The sequence below is a fragment of the Flavobacterium sp. EDS genome (assembly GCF_020991525.1).
Classification (GTDB): domain Bacteria; phylum Bacteroidota; class Bacteroidia; order Flavobacteriales; family Flavobacteriaceae; genus Flavobacterium.
The window spans coordinates 114,429-131,296 of sequence record NZ_JAJMOZ010000004.1; the positions used below are offsets into that span (position 1 = coordinate 114,429).

A 16,868-nucleotide genomic window follows, 5' to 3' on the forward strand; every position below is an offset into this window, starting at 1 on the left:
CTTGATATTCTCAAGTGTTTAATTTTTTAACTTCATATAAATCATGTCGGCGGTCTTTCAAAATTCGAACGCTACCATGTTCGTGAATGTCTTTCAGTAAATCTAAATCTACATCAACAATCAGGGTCATTTCTGTATTGGGTGTCGCTTCGGCTTTTATTCCGTTGCTAGGAAATGCAAAATCCGAAGGCGTAAAAACGGCAGCCTGAGCATATTGAATATCCATGTTGTTCACCTTAGGCAAATTACCAACACAACCAGCAATAGCAACATAACATTCATTTTCTATAGCTCGAGCTTGCGCACAATGTTTTACCCTGATATAGGCATTTTGAGTGTCAGTTAAAAAAGGAACAAATAAAATATTCATGCCTTCATCAGACATGATTCTGGAAACCTCAGGGAATTCAACATCATAACAAATTAAAATCCCTATTTTACCACAATCAGTATCAAAGGTTCTAATTTCAGAGCCACCTTTCATACCCCAATGTTGTACTTCGTTGGGAGTTATGTGAATTTTGCTATACATCTCAGATGTTCCGTCACGTTTACACAAAAAACCAACATTGTATAAATTACCGTTTTCCATATAAGGCATACTACCAGTAATAATATTGATATTGTAGGAAATAGCAAATTCTTGGAAACGTTTGCGAATAGGATCCGAGTGTCTGGCTAATTCTCGTATAGCTTCAGCTTCAGACAAATGGTTGTAATCGGCCATAAGTGGCGCAATAAAAAGTTCAGGGAATAAAGCAAAATCACTTCCGTAACCTGAAACGACATCTATAAAAAATTCCGATTGTTCAAAAAGAGCTTCAATATTGTTTAATTGGCGCATCTGCCATTGTATTAATCCAAGTCGGATAATGCTTTTGTCCAGATTGATTAACTTAGGACTTTCATCATAATAAACATTATTCCATTCTAGTAAAACAGCAAATTCCATCGAAGCTTCATCACCTTCCAAATAATTCTTCATGATTCGGATAACGTGAAAATCATTGCTTAACTGAAACGAAAGCACAGGATCGTGTAATTCTTTATGTTTTACCTTATCGATATAATTTTTTGGAGATAATTTCTTAGCATGTTGTGCATAATTAGGAATTCTGCCAGCAAAAACAATAGCTTTCAAGTTCAGTTGCTCACATAATTCTTTTCTGGCATCATATAAACGTCTTCCTAAACGCAAACCACGGTAATTAGGATGAATAAAGACATCAATACCATATAAAATCTCCCCATTTTTATTGTGAGTCGAAAATGTATAGTTGCCTACAATCTGAAGATAATTATGCTTTTTGTCAACTAGCTTTTCATCTACAATTAGTGATAATGCAGATCCAACAACTTTTCCATCTACAAGAATAACCAATTGGCCTTCAGGGAAAATCTCAAGTAGTTTCTCAATATGCTCCACTCTCCAGTAAGAGTCGGCCATTGCAGGATAAGATTCTACCATAGAATTCTTTAGCTGTTTATAATCTTCAAATTCTAAATTTCGTAATTCTACTTTGTTGATTTTTGCCTGCATAATGTGCGATTTTCCTCAAATATAATGAATTATTCCCATTTACAAACGTTTACAAGTAGTTACAGTCGAAAGTAAATAGTTATCAACCGAATAAGGATAGCCTCATGTCGCATCTTTGCCTTGTTGATTTCAAGGTGATTTCAACAATATATATAACCATTTAAATAGTATAAGCCATGGGTACATTAAGAAACAAAGTACAGTTAGTAGGGAACGTAGGAAACGATCCAGAAATTAAAGACCTTGATGGAGGTAAAAAATTAGCCAATTTAGTAATTGCTACAAATGAAAGGTACACCAATGACAAAGGAGAAAAGGTAGAACAAACAGAATGGCATCGTCTTGTTGCTTGGGGAAAAACTGCCGAAATTATCGAGAAATATGTCGTTAAAGGTAAGGAAGTTGCAATCGAAGGAAAGTTAACTCATCGAAGCTATGATGATAAAAATGGTGAAAAACGCTTTATAACAGAAGTTGTTATAACTGAGCTTCTTTTGTTAGGGAGTAAATAAAGTATCGTTGTGAATATCAAGAGTCCTGTAAAATTCATTTTATGGGACTTTTTTGTGTCTTTATTTTTAGGGTAATTACTCCTAATTCAGTTTGTTATAGCGAATATTTATTCGGTTTTATTCTTACTAATTAGATAAAATAATTTATCTTTAATCAAAATACCACATATAGCTGTGAATATTTATACCTATAAAACAAGTATTTTAAGCAGGAATCCCCCCTTTCATCTGACAGTTTGATCATTTATTTAAGAGTTTAATAGCTTACTAATTTTTTTAATAATCACTTTAAAATTTAATAAAATGAATACAAGAAGAAAAGCCTTATTTATACTCCCAATCATGATATTGGGTTTAATTTACAGCTGTGGTCCAACGGTAAAAGTTACAAACGATTACGATCGATCAGTTGATTTTTCGCAGTATAAAACATTTGCAGTTTATGACTTAAAGGCACAAGAGGGCCAAATGAGTCAGTTAAACGCAGATCGAGTTACAAATGCAATTCGTGTCGAAATGATTAACAAAGGATTTAAAGAAGTGACTAGTAATCCTGATTTGAAAGTTAATGCGGTTACGATTTTAAAAGACAAAAAACAGGTTACATCAAATTCTGATTTCTACGGATATGGCGGAATGTATCGTCCGTATGGATATTGGGGTGGCGGTATGGTAAGTGGTACAACAAGGTACAATACGTACGATTATGTTGATGGATCTTTGATAATCGATATAGTGTCTTCTAAAACACAAAAATTAGTTTGGCAAGGAATCGGTAATACCGAATTTGATAAAAGACCTGATAATCCAGATGAATTTATAAACTCTTCTGTTAAGAAAATTTTAGCTGGATTCCCTCCGGGATTAGTTGCTGAAAATTAAAGAATACTATAAATCATAGTAGAGAATGATTAAGCTTATCTTTTAAAAGATAGGCTTAATCATTTTTTATGTATAAGGAATAAGAAGTTTTTTAGAGAATATTGATCTTAAAAATGCAAGTCAATTTTATGAAAGGGAAAGTTAAATTAAAATTACACAGAACTTTATCTTAATTTGTTTTTCCAATAAGGAGGGATTATTTTGTTCTCTTTATGGCATAAAACGAGTAATAGAATTGTAGCAATAAGACAAAATAGGATTGCTTGAATACTGCCTTCTGGGCCAAATTCTCCTCCAGTTATTAATTCTGAACCTTGAATTTTGCTAATCAGTAAACTATTAGTTTTTTCGTTTCCAGATGTTATCGCACCATAGAATCCTGATTGCATAAAATTCCAAGCAAAATGTAATGCAATTGGAAACCATAAATTGCGACTATACATAAAAGCAACACCAAGTAACAAACCAGCTTCAATGGCAATGCTTAGTGCAGAAAGAAACGTGCTGCCTTGGTTCGGTAAATGCAATGCTCCAAATAGAGTTGCAGAAATAAGTAAAGCATAATAACTTCCTAGCTTTTCTTCAATTAGTCTAAAAACAATACCGCGAATTAATATCTCTTCAAGAATAGCAGTTGTGAAGGCTACAGTAAGTGGGATTATTATAAATGAAAAAGGATTTATAGAAGCAACAAAATAACCTCCATTTAAATAAATAATTAAAATAGTGAGAGACTGAAGAATCGCGCCAATTAAAGTTCCGAGAATTAAATTACGAGCAAGTCTGTTGGTAGATAATTCAGTTATTTTTCTTTTTTCATAATATTTAAAGAAAAGTGTGTAGCTGCCTATTGCTAAGATAGAAACGATAATGCCCTTGAGAAGATTTCTATAGCTTTTGTCTAGAGATGTAAAGCTCAGTAATTTTTTTGCAATTTCTTGTCCTATGTTGACTATAAGAATGCATACAAGCAGAGAGAGGATTATTTTGGTTATTGGGGAATTAAAAATTTTTTGTTTTGTAGTCAGGGTATTCATTTTTTTTGGTTTAAAAGTTAAGTTGGAGCAAAAGTATGCAGTAGTAAAACCAAAAAATAGAATGAAATTTGCCTGTCTTATAATTTTTGAAATTGTTTAGGTAAAAAACCAGTTTGACTTTTAAAGGTTCTTGTAAAATGACTCTGATCAGCAAAACCACATTGAAAACCAATTTCGGTGAGATTGCTTTGGTTGGATTCTATAAGTGTAAGAGAACGATTTATTTTGATTCGTCGCATATATTCTCCCAAAGTGCAACCAAAATATCTGGAAAAATGTTTAGAAATTGTAATGGGGTTTAAGTTCAAAACCTGTGCTAAATCTTGTAGGTTAGGGTTTTCGTTCCAGCAGTCGTTTAGTAACTCATTAAGGCTTTTGACCCAAAACGGACTTTTTTCAAATTTTTCTAAATGAGAATGTGAGTTGGCTAATTGTACAAATAGCATATTAATTGTGTCGGCAGAAAATGTATCAGAAATCAAAGATTCTTTAAAAATCTTAAGGATCAAAAATTTGGTAAGCGTAGTATTTTGTACTGATTTTTCGATTATAGCTTCGCTTAGCTGTAGTTCCTTAATTAGATTTTCATCGATCTCAATATTGATGTTTTTAGAAGGGAAAAGTGTATTCTGATTTAGGTGTAATTCATCGCTATGATAAAATAATAACGAGCCTGAAGTAACAGCTTTACTTGAGTTTTTTCTTCTTTCGGATGTACCGCCTTTTAGGAAAAGAGTTATGTGGGCATTATCATGAGAATGCCAGCCTTCAAAGACCTTACTCTGATACTCCGTTTCTATAACTGCAATCCCTTGTGTATTGTTAAATATTTTTTTGGTATTGCCTAAGTATTTCTCTTTTTCGAGTTCGTACATTTTTAGGATTGTTGCTTGAAATTACAGCAACCAAATTACTACTTTATTTAATAAAATAATAAAAAGCGTTTTGTAATCTTTTACGCCTTAACAAAAAAATTATAGAAATATTAACGGTTTAATTCTAAACAATCTGTTTTATATTTAATTGTTTTGTAACAAAAAATAAATTATCACTACTAATTTATCAAAATCATTAAATAATTATTATGTACAAATTTTCAATGAAATCGGTATTCGCCGCATCTGCCTTTATGGTAGGAGTGAGTGGCTGTTTTGCGCAAGACGTATTAGTAAATTCACTTAAATTAAACGCTAGCGAAAAAAGTAAAGAGAACTTCAAATTTACCGAAGTAATTAACTTAGGGACAACATCGGTAAAAGCGCAAGGATCATCTGGAACATGCTGGAGTTATTCTACAAACTCATTCCTTGAGTCTGAAATGATTCGTTTAGGAAAACAACCTGTAGAATTGTCTCAGATTTTTTCTGCAAGAAATGTTTATGTAGACAAAGGAGTAAATTATGTACGTATGCACGGAGCAATTACTTTAGGTGATGGTGGAGCTTTGCATGATGTTATTAATATGTATAAAAAATACGGAACTGTGCCTAGAGAAGTTTATACAGGACTAAACTATGGAACAGACAAAAATAAATTTGCAGAAATGGGAGCTCTTATCGAAGGAGTTTTAACAGCTGTAGTTAAAAATCCTAACGGAGAATTAACACCAAACTGGCAAAAAGCATATGCTGCCGTTATTGATTCTTACTTAGGAAAAGTGCCGGAAAACTTTACTTACAAAGGAAAAAACTATACACCACAATCATTTGCTAAAGAGGTGGTAGGGATTAATCCTGACGAATATGTAGAGTTGTCTTCATTTACTACTTCTCCATATTATCAAAAAACAACTATGATGGTTCCAGACAACTGGTCATTAGATCAAGTATATAATGTAAAAGTAAATGATATGACAGATGTTATTGATAATGCTTTGAAAAAAGGATATACAGTTGCTTGGGCTACAGATGTAAGTGAAAAAAGCTTTAGCTGGAAAAACGGAGTTGCATATGTAGCGAACAAAAAGTTCGATGATATGACAGCCGATGAAAAAGCAGACATGTTTAATGGACCAAAAGCAGAGCCAGAAATTACTGCCGAAATGCGTCAGACCGCTTTTGATAATTATACAACAACCGATGATCACGGAATGCATATTATTGGTTTAGCCAAAGATCAAACAGGTAAAGAATACTATATCGTTAAAAATTCTTGGGGAGAAACAAATGACTACAAAGGCTTCTTGTTTGTGACCAAAAACTTCGTGAAGTATAAAACTACTGCTCTATTGGTAAACAAAGGCGGAATACCTGCTGAAATCGCTAAAAAATTAGGGGTTTAAGTTTAATCGGGTTCTCAAACTATAAAAAAAGCGTTGCAAGTAATTGTAGCGCTTTTCTTTTTAAATGTGTTCTTAATGAATTAATTGTTTAGATAAAATGTATATTTGAAATCATTATATATTAAATGTTTTTTCTAGAGTATTGCAATGAGAGAGCATCAATTATTTAGATTTAGCCATTTTTATTACGTAAATAGATAAAAGTAAGTAAGCATGAAAAGTCAGGAAATTATAGATCTTTTTCGACAATTTGAAGAAGTTACATCAAACATAGAAGGAGTTGAATGTTGGAGTGCAAGAGAATTGCAAAAATTATTAGGGTATAGTAAATGGGAAAATTTTGATAAGGTTATTAAAAAAGCAAAAGATGCTTGTGCAAATGCAGGAGAAGATGTCAATAATCACTTTCCTGATGTCGGGAAGGTGATAGAAGCAGGAAAAGGTGCTCAGCATTCTATTGATGATATTGCGCTAACTCGTTATGCTTGTTATTTAATTGCTCAGAATGGAGACAGTCGTAAAGAACAAATTGCTTTTGCTCAAAATTATTTTGCTGTTCAAACAAGAAGGGCAGAAGTAATTGAGCAACGTTTATTGGAATTTGAAAGAGTAAAAGCAAGAGAAAAACTTACTCAAACTGAAAAACAGCTTTCTGGAATATTATTTGAGCGCGGTGTTGATAATAAAGGTTTTGGAATAATACGTTCTAAAGGAGATCAGGCATTGTTTCGTTTATCAACATTGCAACTTAAGAAGAAAATGGGAATTCCGGATAATAGACCAGTTGCTGATTTTTTGCCTACAATAAGTATCAAAGCTAAGGATTTGGCAGCAGAAATGACTGGTTTAAATGTACAGAGTAAAGATTTAAAAGGCCAAAACAAGATCGAAAGTGAACATATTGAAAATAATAAAGCAGTAAGAAACATGCTTACACAAAGAGGGATTGTACCTGAGAATCTTCCTAAGGATGAGGATGTTAAAAAAATACAACGGAAGTTAGATAGTGATGATAAAAAAGTACTAAAAGATGCTAAAAAGAAAAACAAATAAATGTAATTTTTTAATTCCATCGAATTCGACAGAATTAAAAATATGAGAAGTTTTAATAAAACGAAAAGCGCTACAAGTAATTGCAACGCTTTTTTTGGTTTAAAGAAGGGGGGGGGGAAGAATCTTTCTTTTATTGTCAATAATATACTTCTACAAAGAATTATTTCCCTTTCAACAACTTCTCCAAATATTCCACTTTCTCTTTTTCAGCCTGAACTAAACGTTCGTAAAGTTCTACAACTTTATCTATGGGATTGAATGTTGGCTGGTATTGAATATTTGCATTCATTGATGCATTATCATGATTGTTAACTGTGTTTCCAATAATATTAAAAACTGCTTCATCTGAAAAGTTTTTAATTGCTTCAACAGACACGCCTAAAATTTCGGCGATTTTTTGAAGTTTTTCATCATCAACAATTTCGCTTCCTTCAATATTAGAAATAGATTGCTGGCTTATGCCAATTGCTATTGCAAGTGCTTCTTGTTTCATTCCTCTAAGCTCTCTGATTCGGCTTATATTTCTTCCAATATGTTTTGGTTTTGTTACTGTGCTCATGGTTCAAAGATATTTAAAATTCTTGATAAATTATCTGCATGGTAAAACACAAGCTTGTCTTGGTTGGATACAATTTTGAATGTTTTGAAGCAGTATAATTTATTGTTTAATTGCAATTTGTTAAACAAAAATACAATTTTTCGGACAAGTAGTATTTAAAAGCAAAAAAATATAAATATGCAAAAAGAAAATTATACTGTACCACATCATGATGATGTAATGGTAGCTGTAGCAAAATTTCTTTCAGAACTTTGGTTCGAAGGTGAGTTTAGGGATCAACCTGAGTATTTAGCAGAAATTTTTGAAGATATCCTCAAAACAGAACTTGGCGATGACCTCGATCTGCGAACTAAAATGATAGGTTGTATCAAAACATGTAAGATGTTGGTAAAGGCACTTGAGCCGTTCTCTGATGCGCAAATAGAAGAAGCTTGTGTTAGAGTTCTTGAAGCTTAATTTTGTTTGTTGTGGGGCTTAATTTTGGTTTAATCGTGAAGTTATAAAGTTGAGCCGTTTTTTTTACCGCAAAGCCCGCAAAGTTTAAAAGCGCAAAGTTCGCAAAGCTTATCGATCAGGCTTTGCGAACTTTGCGAATTTCGATAACTATCAGGATTGTGTTCTTTGTTGTTATTGTCCATTTATCGCTACGATTAAAGGATAGTCATTTTTAATTATTACTTTTCTGTTTTTACAAATTTTGTTGATTGGATAATTTATAAATTTTCACGTATCCTATCTTTTGCTGGTTTCATACCGAGAGATCCATTGTCTGCAGACCAATGTAAGTATTCATTACGTAGTTTTCGCAAATCTTTTTGCTCTTGTAACTCTTGTTGGTAAGCTACAAACTGTTTATCACCAGCTTTTACCCCTTTATACTTTTCATGAATTGCTCCAAACCATTTAAATGTGTAAGGCTCACCATCACCTAAAACATACTCTCGCAAACGCTTTTTCACCCGCATAAGCAAGGCATCGTTAGTAATGCTATATTTATCAATTTCTATTTTATCTATTTTAAACGGAACTTTTTGTGTTGCTATGGCTGATTCTGCCATAAAATGCAATGGGATGTAACTGTAGTTTTTGCTTAACTCTCGTGTGCCTTTAAGTTCATGCTTTGGTCCAAAAAAAGTAACCTCTAATTGGTTTTCAAAATACCAAGACTCTGCTATTAGTTTCTTTGAAAATTCTTTTAGTTCGTCCTTAAAATTTTTCTCAATAACCTTTACTAGTTCAACGCCATCATTGTAACTTCCGCCAACATCAGAATGCACACCTGGAAATTCTCTTTCTTTTCCAACTCTTGTTTTGGTAAGCGAAAAATTGGCTCTATGTTCATCAGTAGCGGTAAAGTGCATGACTGTTTTTGCCCGAGATAGATTGTTTAGTTCTATTTCGGTTGCATCATTATCAAAATTCGGATTCACACTTATTCCTTTCGAGTAAGAAGATACTGTGTCAAAAAGACCTAGAAAACGAACTCTTACCACATCTATCGTGATATTGTCTTTGGCTAAATAATACCCAAAATAACCTCTTTTATTTTTAAATTTAACAGCCGTTAGATCTGCTTTTTTCTCAATTTCATCCAAAAAAACTCGAGCTGCCGCCGCACCTCGACTAAAACCAAAAACATCTAAATTAAGTATTTTTATTTTACTGTTTTTACTTTCTTCAACTACTTTCTTAGCTAACTTTTTACAGCCTTCTTGTACTTTTCCTAATATACCTGTACCACTGGTAATAAATCCTGTTCCGAAACCAGCCCCTAATGGCGAATCTCCTTTTTCCGTCTCCGTACCAATACCATCAACATATACAGCTAGTTTTGTAGGATAAGCATCATGAAGCCGTCCTACATTAGACCAAGCATTATGATAACTGCTACTTGGGGAGTTTTTGCCATTTTTTCTATACGCCTCTGCAGAAATAGTTTCTTCAGGTGTTAATTTTTCACCTCTAGCCCTTTTATCATAATATTCTTTGGCATTGGTGTTGTTTTTATTGTTATTGGTACCATCAAAAAAAACACCAATGGTCAGTTCTGTAACTTTGTCTTTTTTTTTAGGAGGAGTATAATGTCCAAATATAACGCTCATAATTATTCGTATTTACCCGAATCTTGACAGATTTGGTTTAAATTATATTTTTTCTCAAATTGCTCTATGTAAAAATTAGTTACCCATTTATCATCATCTTCTTTTGTTGGATCAATTTTTATAACCATTTCTGTAATCTTATTTTTATCAAGATCTTCTTTAAACAATTTTCTAATTTGATTTTTATCAAAATCCACAGGAATTTCATTTTCTCCACCTTCAAGATATTTTGCCCAATATTCTTTATCGTGTGTAAAAGCTATTCTAGAAACAAACTCTTGTTTTTGTTTACCACTGCCTATTGACCAGAAAATTTGAAAAGAGAAAGGGATTGCCCTGTTTTTTTGGTCTATTGGTCTATCATACGGATCTTCCATTTCTCCGTTACACATTTTAATATACATTGAGGTTATTTTACTGCCTTCGGGTAAGATCACTTTTGGTTTCCAGTTGTATTTTTCACGATACTCCTCATAAGCCTCTGGTGGTGGGTAACCGTATTGCTCGATTTGTTCTCGAATGTCTTTAGATATAGTACCATCGTAAGTTAGAGCCCTTTTCGCATAGTCCTCTTTAAACATATACTTCTCGTCTTTGCTAATAAGTTTCGGGTTTATAATGGTTTCATGAGCCTGAAATCGAGCTACTTCAACTTGTTTTGTAATTCCGGCAACCCAAACTACTACCATTCCTTTTGGAGCAAATCCAATTTTTATATATTTATAAGGCTCTGTTTCTGCTTCTTGTCCTCTTTTAGCATAAAAACCCTCATCAAATAGCTGTTGTATTTTTTCTGTAGGGAGTTTCCATTCGCCTGTATAAAATTTATCATCGACATACGACAACCATGTCATATCAAGTCTATCTGGCAAGGGCGCTTTTATAAAATCTACGCTACCCCAGCCACCCCAGCCAGAATTACTAAATCCTCCCATTTGGCTAAAAAAGTAACCTCCTGCAGCCCCTGTGTACACTTCTATAGGATATTCTCTTGGTGCAGAGATACTTGCTGACCACTCATACTTTTTTTCCATACATGAATTTATTGTTATTGCTAAAAGCAATAAAAGCATTGTTTTTTTTATCATTATCGGTCTGTGTTTTATTTGACATCAGAAAAAATGCCGATGGTTAGTTTCCTAACTTTGTCTTTTTTTTTAGGAGGAGTATAATGTCCAAATATAACGCTCATAACTATTCGTATTTACCCGAATCTTGACAGATTTGGTTTAAATTATATTTTTTCTCAAATTGCTCTATGTAAAAATTAGTTACCCATTTATCATCATCTTCTTTTGTTGGATCAATTTTTATAACCAATTCTGTAGTCTTATTTTTATCAAGATCTTCTTTAAACAATTTTCTAATTTGATTTTTATCAAAATCTACTGGAATTTCATTTTCTCCACCTTCAAGGTATTTAGCCCAATATTCTTTATCGTTTGTAAAAGCTATTCTAGAAACAAACTCTTGTTTTTGTTTACCACTGCCTACAGACCAGAATATTTGAAAAGAAAAAGGAATTGCCCTGTTTTTTTGGTCTATTGGTCTATCATACGGATCTTCCATTTCTCCGTTACACATTTTAATATACATTGAGGTTATTTTGCTACCTTCGGGTAAGATCACTTTTGGTTTCCAGTTGTATTTTTCACGATACTCCTCATAAGCCTCTGGTGGTGGGTAACCGTATTGCTTGATTTGTTCTCGAATGTCTTTAGATATTACAAAATTGTTTTCCAATCTATGTTGACTATAACCATTTCTAAACATATACTTCTCATCCTTGCTAATAAGTTTGGGGTTAATAATTGTGTCATGAGCTTGAAAACGAGCTATTTCAACTTGTTTTGTAATTCCGGCAACCCAAACTACTACCATTCCTTTTGGAGCTAAGCCAATTTTTATATATTCATAAGGCTCTGTTACTTCTTCTTCTCCTCTTTTAGCATAAAAACCCTCATCAAATAGCTGTTGTATTTTTTCTGTAGGGAGTTTCCATTCGCCTGTATAAAATTTATCATCAACATACGACAACCATGTCATATCAAGCTTATCAGGTAAGGGCGCTTTAATAAAATTTATACTACCTGAGCCGCCCCAACCAGAGTTACGAAATCCTCCCATTTGGCTAAAAAAATAACCTCCAACTGCTCCTGTGTACACTTCTACAGGATATTCTCTTGGTGCAGCAATATTTGCTGACCACTCATACTTTTTTTCCATACATGAATTTATTGTTATTGCTAAAAGCAATAAAAGCATTGTTTTTTTTATCATTATCGGTCTGTGTTTTATTTGGCATCAGAAAAAACCTGAATTTCTATAATCTATCCTATATTAAAGATTCTTACTCTTTACTATGGAAGCTTACTTTTTATTCGAAATCAAATTTAGATTCTCCTTCGAGGCTTCAAATTTTAAAATTGCTTTAAATGCTATAATGAAAATAATTGAAGTCTATTTTTTTTAGAACTCTCTCTATTTTGTTTGACTAGTATGAACAGAAAAAGAGATATTTTTAAAATGAGTTAGAATTCTTCTTTTGTACTAAATAAAGTATTTTTTGATTTGCTTCTTATTATGAAGTCAGTGAATATTTGTAATCAATTTTATACGAATATATAACTACAAATGAAATAAACAAATTATTTTGTACTATTTTTCATAAAAAAGCAATGAAGTCGCTATGGTGTGTGTGAATTTAGCGATTGCTTAATGTTGCAGAGGATTTTGAGGCTAACTAATATTTTAATCCTCTCCTGATATTTAAAAAGGATATAATCTACCTCAAGAATCGAAATATCTTCGAAAACACAAAAGATATAATCATTGGTTTTGTTAAGCTAATAAAAAGGTATGAAAAAGTAAATCAATTATAGATTCTAATACTTCAGCGGAATCGTTCAATACTAAAATAAAAGTATTTAGACTTATACGAGTAAGAAATATTGAGTTTTCCTTTTGGCTAACTAATATAGTTGCTTAATTTCTGCAGCTCCACAGGTTTTGATGTTGATTCGTTAATTATCAGTCAATCTTAAGCTATTTTGATAATATTAAGTACTAATGCTTCAGTTGAATCTTTTAACGCTAAAGTAAAGGTCTTTAGAAGTCAATTTAGAGGAGTACGAAAAGTGGATTTCTTCTTATTCAGATTATCTAATATTTTTGCTTGATCCCTAACTTTTGCACTTGATCCTTTTTAACCGCAAAGCCCGCAAAGTTAGAAAAAGCAAAGTTCGCAAAGCTCATCGATGATCAAGCTTTGCGAACTTTGCGTAAATCCTTGCGCTTTCCTTTGCGTTTAAAGAATAGGTGTGATGTAACCAAAAAAAAAGACCATCATTTCTGATAGTCTTTTTTGCTCCCTCTCTTGGGCTCGTTCCGATAGCTATCGGAACAAGGTCCCTCTGATTAAGAGTATTTCAATAATAGCTTTTCTGTAATTTCAGGATATTTTTTTAAATTAAGAAGGTATGTTTTGCTTTTCATGCTTTTTATGTGTTTTTCAATTTTTCTAGCTTGTTCAATGTTAATGCATACAATAGAATAAAACAATATCCAATCATTTGCAATTTTGGTATGTGAATTTTTAAACTGACCAGAGTTGTGCCATTGTATTCTAATTTGAATATCTGAAGTTTCTCCAATATAGTAGGTTTCTTTGCTTGGAGAGTAAATAATGTAAACAAAGTGCATAAAGAATAGATTGGCTGAATAAGGTACAAAAAAAAATACCACTTACAATTTGTAAGTGGTATTTTGAAGCTCCCTCTCTTGGGCTCGAACCAAGGACCCTCTGATTAACAGTCAGATGCTCTAACCAACTGAGCTAAGAAGGAATCACCTTAAAGGTAAATATGTTTGCTAAAAAAAAGTTGCTCCCCCTCTTGGGCTCGAACCAAGGACCCTCTGATTAACAGTCAGATGCTCTAACCAACTGAGCTAAGGAGGAAGTTGTTGTTCTTTTTAGCGAGTGCAAATATAGAAGGTTTTTTCCTTTCTAAAAAATTTTTTCGCACTTTTTATTTATTTTTTTTACTTCCCAACAATTGCTTTGTAAATGTCGTTACCGTTAGCAAACAAAAGCAATGAGATAAGTAAGACAAAGCCAACCATTTGCGCATTTTCTAGGAATTTATCGCTCGGTTTTTTGCCACTAATGATTTCGTATAATAAAAACATCACATGACCACCATCAAGTGCAGGAATTGGCAATAAATTCATAACTCCAAGCATTATTGATAAAAGTGCAGTAATAGACCAGAACACTTCCCAGCTCCAAGAACTTGGAAAAATATTGTAAATAGCAGCAAAACCACCTACTTGTTTGTATGCTTTGGTTTCTGGATTAAAAATCATTTTTAGTTGTTTTCCGTAACCTACTAATTGATCTTTCCCTTTTTCAATTCCAACGGGAATCGATTCAAAGAAACCAAATTCTTTAGTACTTACTTTATAGTAACCTAATTTTTCTAACGAATCCATTCCTAGAGTACCCACATTTACACCAAGTTTTCCTTCTTTTGTAACAATAGCAGTAACAGGAGTCTCTTTTTGGTTTCTTAAAACCACGGCAGGAACCGTTTTTCCTTTATTGTTTTCTAGTATTGCTTTTACTTCGTCATAATATTTTACTTTTTGTCCGTTAAGAGAAATAACCAAATCTTTCGGCTGTAATTCTTTGTTTGGAGACTCCGTAGCAATATTTCCAATTACAAATGGCATTCTTATAGAAACAAGCGGACTTTTTTCATGTTTTGATAATTGGTCAACAAGGTCATTTGGCATGTTGATAGTTTGCTCAACGCCATTTCTTTCAATAAGAACTTGCTTAGACATCACTAAATCCATGTTTATCTGACTGTCAAAATTGGCTACTTTTTTACCATCTATAGCAAGAATTTTATCACCCGTTTTAAAACCAGCTTTAATCATAACTGGATTTTCAATCGAAAGACCATCTTTTATGTCGGCATTGGCAACATAAGTTTCGCCATAAGCAAAAGCCATTCCTATATAAATAATAAACGCAAGAATAAAGTTTACAGTAACTCCACCTAGCATAATAATTAAACGTTGCCAAGCTGGTTTAGAACGGAACTCCCAAGGTTGTGGCGGTAAAGCCATCTGTTCCTTATCCATACTTTCGTCGATCATTCCAGAGATTTTTACATAACCACCTAGAGGTAACCATCCGATTCCGTATTCAGTTTCGCCAATTTTCTTTTTTAGAAGAGAAAATTTTACGTCAAAAAATAAATAGAACTTTTCGACTCTGGTTTTAAATAATTTTGCAGGGATAAAATGCCCTAATTCGTGAAGAATAATAAGTAATGATAAACTCAATAAAAATTGAGAAAGCTTGATAACTATATCCATTGTTTAGTTTTTGTTCTTAAATAACGCACAAAAGTAACGTTTTCTATTTTAATTCGTAGTGCAATATAAGTTATAAGGTTTTAAATGTTTGTTAATTAATAAACATTTAAATTTCCTGTTTTGTCAAGATGCAGTAACTTTACTTTTTGAACACTCTCTAAAGTATTAGTAGTGTAAAACCATTAAAAGTTACATCGTATGGCATCAGTATTATTTTCTCCACTTTCTATAAAAAAAATTACTTTAAAAAACAGAATTGTTATTTCACCAATGTGTCAATACTCTGCTGTTGATGGTTTTGCCAACGATTGGCATCTGGTACATTTGGGTGCTCGCGCCAGTGGCGGTTCGGGATTGATAATTCAGGAAGCAACTGCAGTTTCACCCGAAGCAAGAATCTCAACTGCAGATTTAGGATTGTGGAAAGACGAACAAATAGAAAAATTACAAACAATCAATAAGTTTATTGTTTCTCAAAATGCAGTTCCTGGAATCCAGATTGCTCATGCAGGACGTAAAGCAAGTGTTTCGGCACCTTGGGAGGGGAATAAAAAATTAGATATCGCTCAAGGCGGATGGCAAACCGTTGCACCAAGTGCTATTGGTTATCATGATACTGAAACGGCACCGATAGCTTTGGACAAAGCGGGAATCGAAAAAGTAATCGCTGATTTTAAAGCAACTACCAAGAGAGCTGTTACTGCAGGATATCAGGTTCTTGAAATTCATGGAGCGCATGGGTATTTGTTGCATCAGTTTATGTCGCCATTGTCTAATTTTAGAACCGATGAATATGGTGGAAGTTTTGAAAATAGAATTCGTCTTACCCTCGAAATTGTAGATGCAGTACAATCAGAATGGCCTGCTGATTTACCTTTGTTTGTTCGTATTTCGGCAACCGATTGGGCAGAAGGAGGTTGGAGTATTGAAGAGTCAGTACAGCTTTCGGAAATTTTAAAATCTAAAGGGATTGATGTTATTGATGTTTCTTCAGGAGGATTGGTTTCTCACCAAAAAATTATAATTGGACCAAATTACCAAGTGCCTTTTGCTGAAAGGATCAAAAAAGAAACTGGGATTTTAACAGGAGCTGTTGGTTTAATTACTGAAGCCAGACAAGCGGAAGCTATCTTAAGTTCAGGTCAGGCAGATTTAATATTGTTTGCAAGAGAATCACTTCGTGATCCTAACTTGGCATTGCATTTTGCATCGGAGTTAAACGCCGATATTCAATGGCCAAAACAATATGAAAGAGCTAAAATTTGATGAAACATTAATGTTTTTAGTTTGAACCATTAAGAGATTAAGTTTCATTAAGCTTTGAACTCAATTTTCTTCAATCTATTTAATCTTTGGTGAAAAAATAAATATTAACGGAGTTTTATTAATAAGGGGAACTTACAATTTCTTCATCTCTTAATGGTTAGAGAAAATAAAACATAATGTTTTTAGTTTGAATCATTAAGAGATTAAGTTTCATTAAACTTTGAACTCAATTTTCTTCAATCTATTCAATC

The 16,868-nt window shown here is 33.0% G+C and carries 15 protein-coding genes and 2 tRNA genes; 6 read left to right on the top strand and 11 right to left on the bottom strand.

Features of this window, described 5'->3' with window-relative positions; genetic code table 11:
- Nucleotides 1-10: 10 nt before the first annotated feature.
- Nucleotides 11-1,540, bottom strand: coding sequence for a bifunctional GNAT family N-acetyltransferase/carbon-nitrogen hydrolase family protein (locus LPB87_RS07725; RefSeq protein WP_230605525.1), 1,530 nt, complete (start codon nucleotides 1,538-1,540; stop codon nucleotides 11-13).
- 176 nt (nucleotides 1,541-1,716) lie between these two features.
- On the opposite strand from LPB87_RS07725, the gene ssb reads away from it, so the two are divergent.
- A complete protein-coding gene (ssb, locus tag LPB87_RS07730; RefSeq protein WP_129540216.1) occupies nucleotides 1,717-2,052 on the top strand; it encodes a single-stranded DNA-binding protein in 336 nt (111 codons plus the stop codon).
- 303 nt (nucleotides 2,053-2,355) lie between these two features.
- Nucleotides 2,356-2,934: a DUF4136 domain-containing protein gene (locus LPB87_RS07735; protein WP_129540215.1), complete on the top strand. Its 579-nt coding sequence runs from the start codon at nucleotides 2,356-2,358 to the stop codon at nucleotides 2,932-2,934.
- Between the two features lie 164 nt (nucleotides 2,935-3,098).
- Here LPB87_RS07735 and LPB87_RS07740 read toward each other — a convergent pair whose 3' ends face one another.
- Entirely contained in the window at nucleotides 3,099-3,971 is an 873-nt protein-coding gene (locus LPB87_RS07740) for a CPBP family intramembrane glutamic endopeptidase (protein WP_230605526.1), read from the bottom strand.
- A gap of 77 nt (nucleotides 3,972-4,048) precedes the next feature.
- On the bottom strand, nucleotides 4,049-4,846 hold the full coding sequence (locus LPB87_RS07745; RefSeq protein ID WP_230605527.1) for an AraC family transcriptional regulator: 798 nt from the start codon (nucleotides 4,844-4,846) through the stop codon (nucleotides 4,049-4,051).
- 209 nt (nucleotides 4,847-5,055) lie between these two features.
- Between LPB87_RS07745 and LPB87_RS07750 the strand changes: the two genes are divergently transcribed.
- Nucleotides 5,056-6,252 carry a C1 family peptidase gene (locus LPB87_RS07750; RefSeq protein WP_129540212.1) on the top strand — a complete coding sequence of 399 codons (1,197 nt, stop codon included), beginning with the start codon at nucleotides 5,056-5,058 and terminating at the stop codon, nucleotides 6,250-6,252.
- 213 nt (nucleotides 6,253-6,465) lie between these two features.
- Nucleotides 6,466-7,305, top strand: coding sequence for a DNA damage-inducible protein D (gene dinD, locus LPB87_RS07755; RefSeq protein WP_129540211.1), 840 nt, complete (start codon nucleotides 6,466-6,468; stop codon nucleotides 7,303-7,305).
- A 160-nt stretch (nucleotides 7,306-7,465) separates the two neighbouring features.
- On the opposite strand, the gene LPB87_RS07760 is transcribed toward dinD, so the two are convergent.
- Nucleotides 7,466-7,864, bottom strand: a complete 399-nt coding sequence (locus tag LPB87_RS07760) for a helix-turn-helix transcriptional regulator (RefSeq protein ID WP_230605528.1) — start codon at nucleotides 7,862-7,864, stop codon at nucleotides 7,466-7,468.
- Between the two features lie 177 nt (nucleotides 7,865-8,041).
- Here LPB87_RS07760 and LPB87_RS07765 point away from each other — a divergent pair, with 177 nt between their 5' ends.
- A complete protein-coding gene (locus tag LPB87_RS07765) occupies nucleotides 8,042-8,320 on the top strand; it encodes a hypothetical protein (protein ID WP_230605529.1) in 279 nt (92 codons plus the stop codon).
- 257 nt (nucleotides 8,321-8,577) lie between these two features.
- On the opposite strand, the gene LPB87_RS07770 is transcribed toward LPB87_RS07765, so the two are convergent.
- From LPB87_RS07770 to rseP, 7 genes are all read right to left on the bottom strand, one after another.
- Nucleotides 8,578-9,966 carry a DUF2235 domain-containing protein gene (locus tag LPB87_RS07770; RefSeq protein ID WP_230605530.1) on the bottom strand — a complete coding sequence of 463 codons (1,389 nt, stop codon included), beginning with the start codon at nucleotides 9,964-9,966 and terminating at the stop codon, nucleotides 8,578-8,580.
- A 2-nt stretch (nucleotides 9,967-9,968) separates the two neighbouring features.
- Nucleotides 9,969-11,000 (bottom strand): DUF2931 family protein, encoded by a 1,032-nt coding sequence (locus LPB87_RS07775; RefSeq protein WP_230605531.1) that lies wholly within the window; start codon nucleotides 10,998-11,000, stop codon nucleotides 9,969-9,971.
- A gap of 160 nt (nucleotides 11,001-11,160) precedes the next feature.
- Complete coding sequence (locus tag LPB87_RS07780; RefSeq protein ID WP_230605532.1) at nucleotides 11,161-12,192, bottom strand: DUF2931 family protein; 1,032 nt, start codon at nucleotides 12,190-12,192, stop codon at nucleotides 11,161-11,163.
- Nucleotides 12,193-13,383: 1,191 nt separating this feature from the next.
- On the bottom strand, nucleotides 13,384-13,668 hold the full coding sequence (locus tag LPB87_RS07790) for a GIY-YIG nuclease family protein (protein WP_230605536.1): 285 nt from the start codon (nucleotides 13,666-13,668) through the stop codon (nucleotides 13,384-13,386).
- Between the two features lie 69 nt (nucleotides 13,669-13,737).
- Nucleotides 13,738-13,811 (bottom strand) — tRNA-Asn (locus LPB87_RS07795).
- Between the two features lie 39 nt (nucleotides 13,812-13,850).
- Nucleotides 13,851-13,924: transfer RNA gene (locus LPB87_RS07800), tRNA-Asn, on the bottom strand.
- A gap of 83 nt (nucleotides 13,925-14,007) precedes the next feature.
- On the bottom strand, nucleotides 14,008-15,351 hold the full coding sequence (rseP, locus tag LPB87_RS07805; protein ID WP_230605544.1) for an RIP metalloprotease RseP: 1,344 nt from the start codon (nucleotides 15,349-15,351) through the stop codon (nucleotides 14,008-14,010).
- Between the two features lie 198 nt (nucleotides 15,352-15,549).
- On the opposite strand from rseP, the gene LPB87_RS07810 reads away from it, so the two are divergent.
- Complete coding sequence (locus tag LPB87_RS07810) at nucleotides 15,550-16,617, top strand: NADH:flavin oxidoreductase/NADH oxidase (RefSeq protein WP_230605546.1); 1,068 nt, start codon at nucleotides 15,550-15,552, stop codon at nucleotides 16,615-16,617.
- Nucleotides 16,618-16,868 lie beyond the last annotated feature (251 nt).

Bases quoted from the DNA above. Each gene is read 5' to 3' on its own strand.
- LPB87_RS07725 (WP_230605525.1), bottom strand. From the start codon at position 1,540: ATGCAGGCAAAAATCAACAAAGTAGAATTACGAAATTTAGAATTTGAA.
- ssb (WP_129540216.1), top strand. From the start codon at position 1,717: ATGGGTACATTAAGAAACAAAGTACAGTTAGTAGGGAACGTAGGAAAC.
- LPB87_RS07735 (WP_129540215.1), top strand. From the start codon at position 2,356: ATGAATACAAGAAGAAAAGCCTTATTTATACTCCCAATCATGATATTG.
- LPB87_RS07740 (WP_230605526.1), bottom strand. From the start codon at position 3,971: ATGAATACCCTGACTACAAAACAAAAAATTTTTAATTCCCCAATAACC.
- LPB87_RS07745 (WP_230605527.1), bottom strand. From the start codon at position 4,846: ATGTACGAACTCGAAAAAGAGAAATACTTAGGCAATACCAAAAAAATA.
- LPB87_RS07750 (WP_129540212.1), top strand. From the start codon at position 5,056: ATGTACAAATTTTCAATGAAATCGGTATTCGCCGCATCTGCCTTTATG.
- dinD (WP_129540211.1), top strand. From the start codon at position 6,466: ATGAAAAGTCAGGAAATTATAGATCTTTTTCGACAATTTGAAGAAGTT.
- LPB87_RS07760 (WP_230605528.1), bottom strand. From the start codon at position 7,864: ATGAGCACAGTAACAAAACCAAAACATATTGGAAGAAATATAAGCCGA.
- LPB87_RS07765 (WP_230605529.1), top strand. From the start codon at position 8,042: ATGCAAAAAGAAAATTATACTGTACCACATCATGATGATGTAATGGTA.
- LPB87_RS07770 (WP_230605530.1), bottom strand. From the start codon at position 9,966: ATGAGCGTTATATTTGGACATTATACTCCTCCTAAAAAAAAAGACAAA.
- LPB87_RS07775 (WP_230605531.1), bottom strand. From the start codon at position 11,000: ATGGAAAAAAAGTATGAGTGGTCAGCAAGTATCTCTGCACCAAGAGAA.
- LPB87_RS07780 (WP_230605532.1), bottom strand. From the start codon at position 12,192: ATGGAAAAAAAGTATGAGTGGTCAGCAAATATTGCTGCACCAAGAGAA.
- LPB87_RS07790 (WP_230605536.1), bottom strand. From the start codon at position 13,668: ATGCACTTTGTTTACATTATTTACTCTCCAAGCAAAGAAACCTACTAT.
- rseP (WP_230605544.1), bottom strand. From the start codon at position 15,351: ATGGATATAGTTATCAAGCTTTCTCAATTTTTATTGAGTTTATCATTA.
- LPB87_RS07810 (WP_230605546.1), top strand. From the start codon at position 15,550: ATGGCATCAGTATTATTTTCTCCACTTTCTATAAAAAAAATTACTTTA.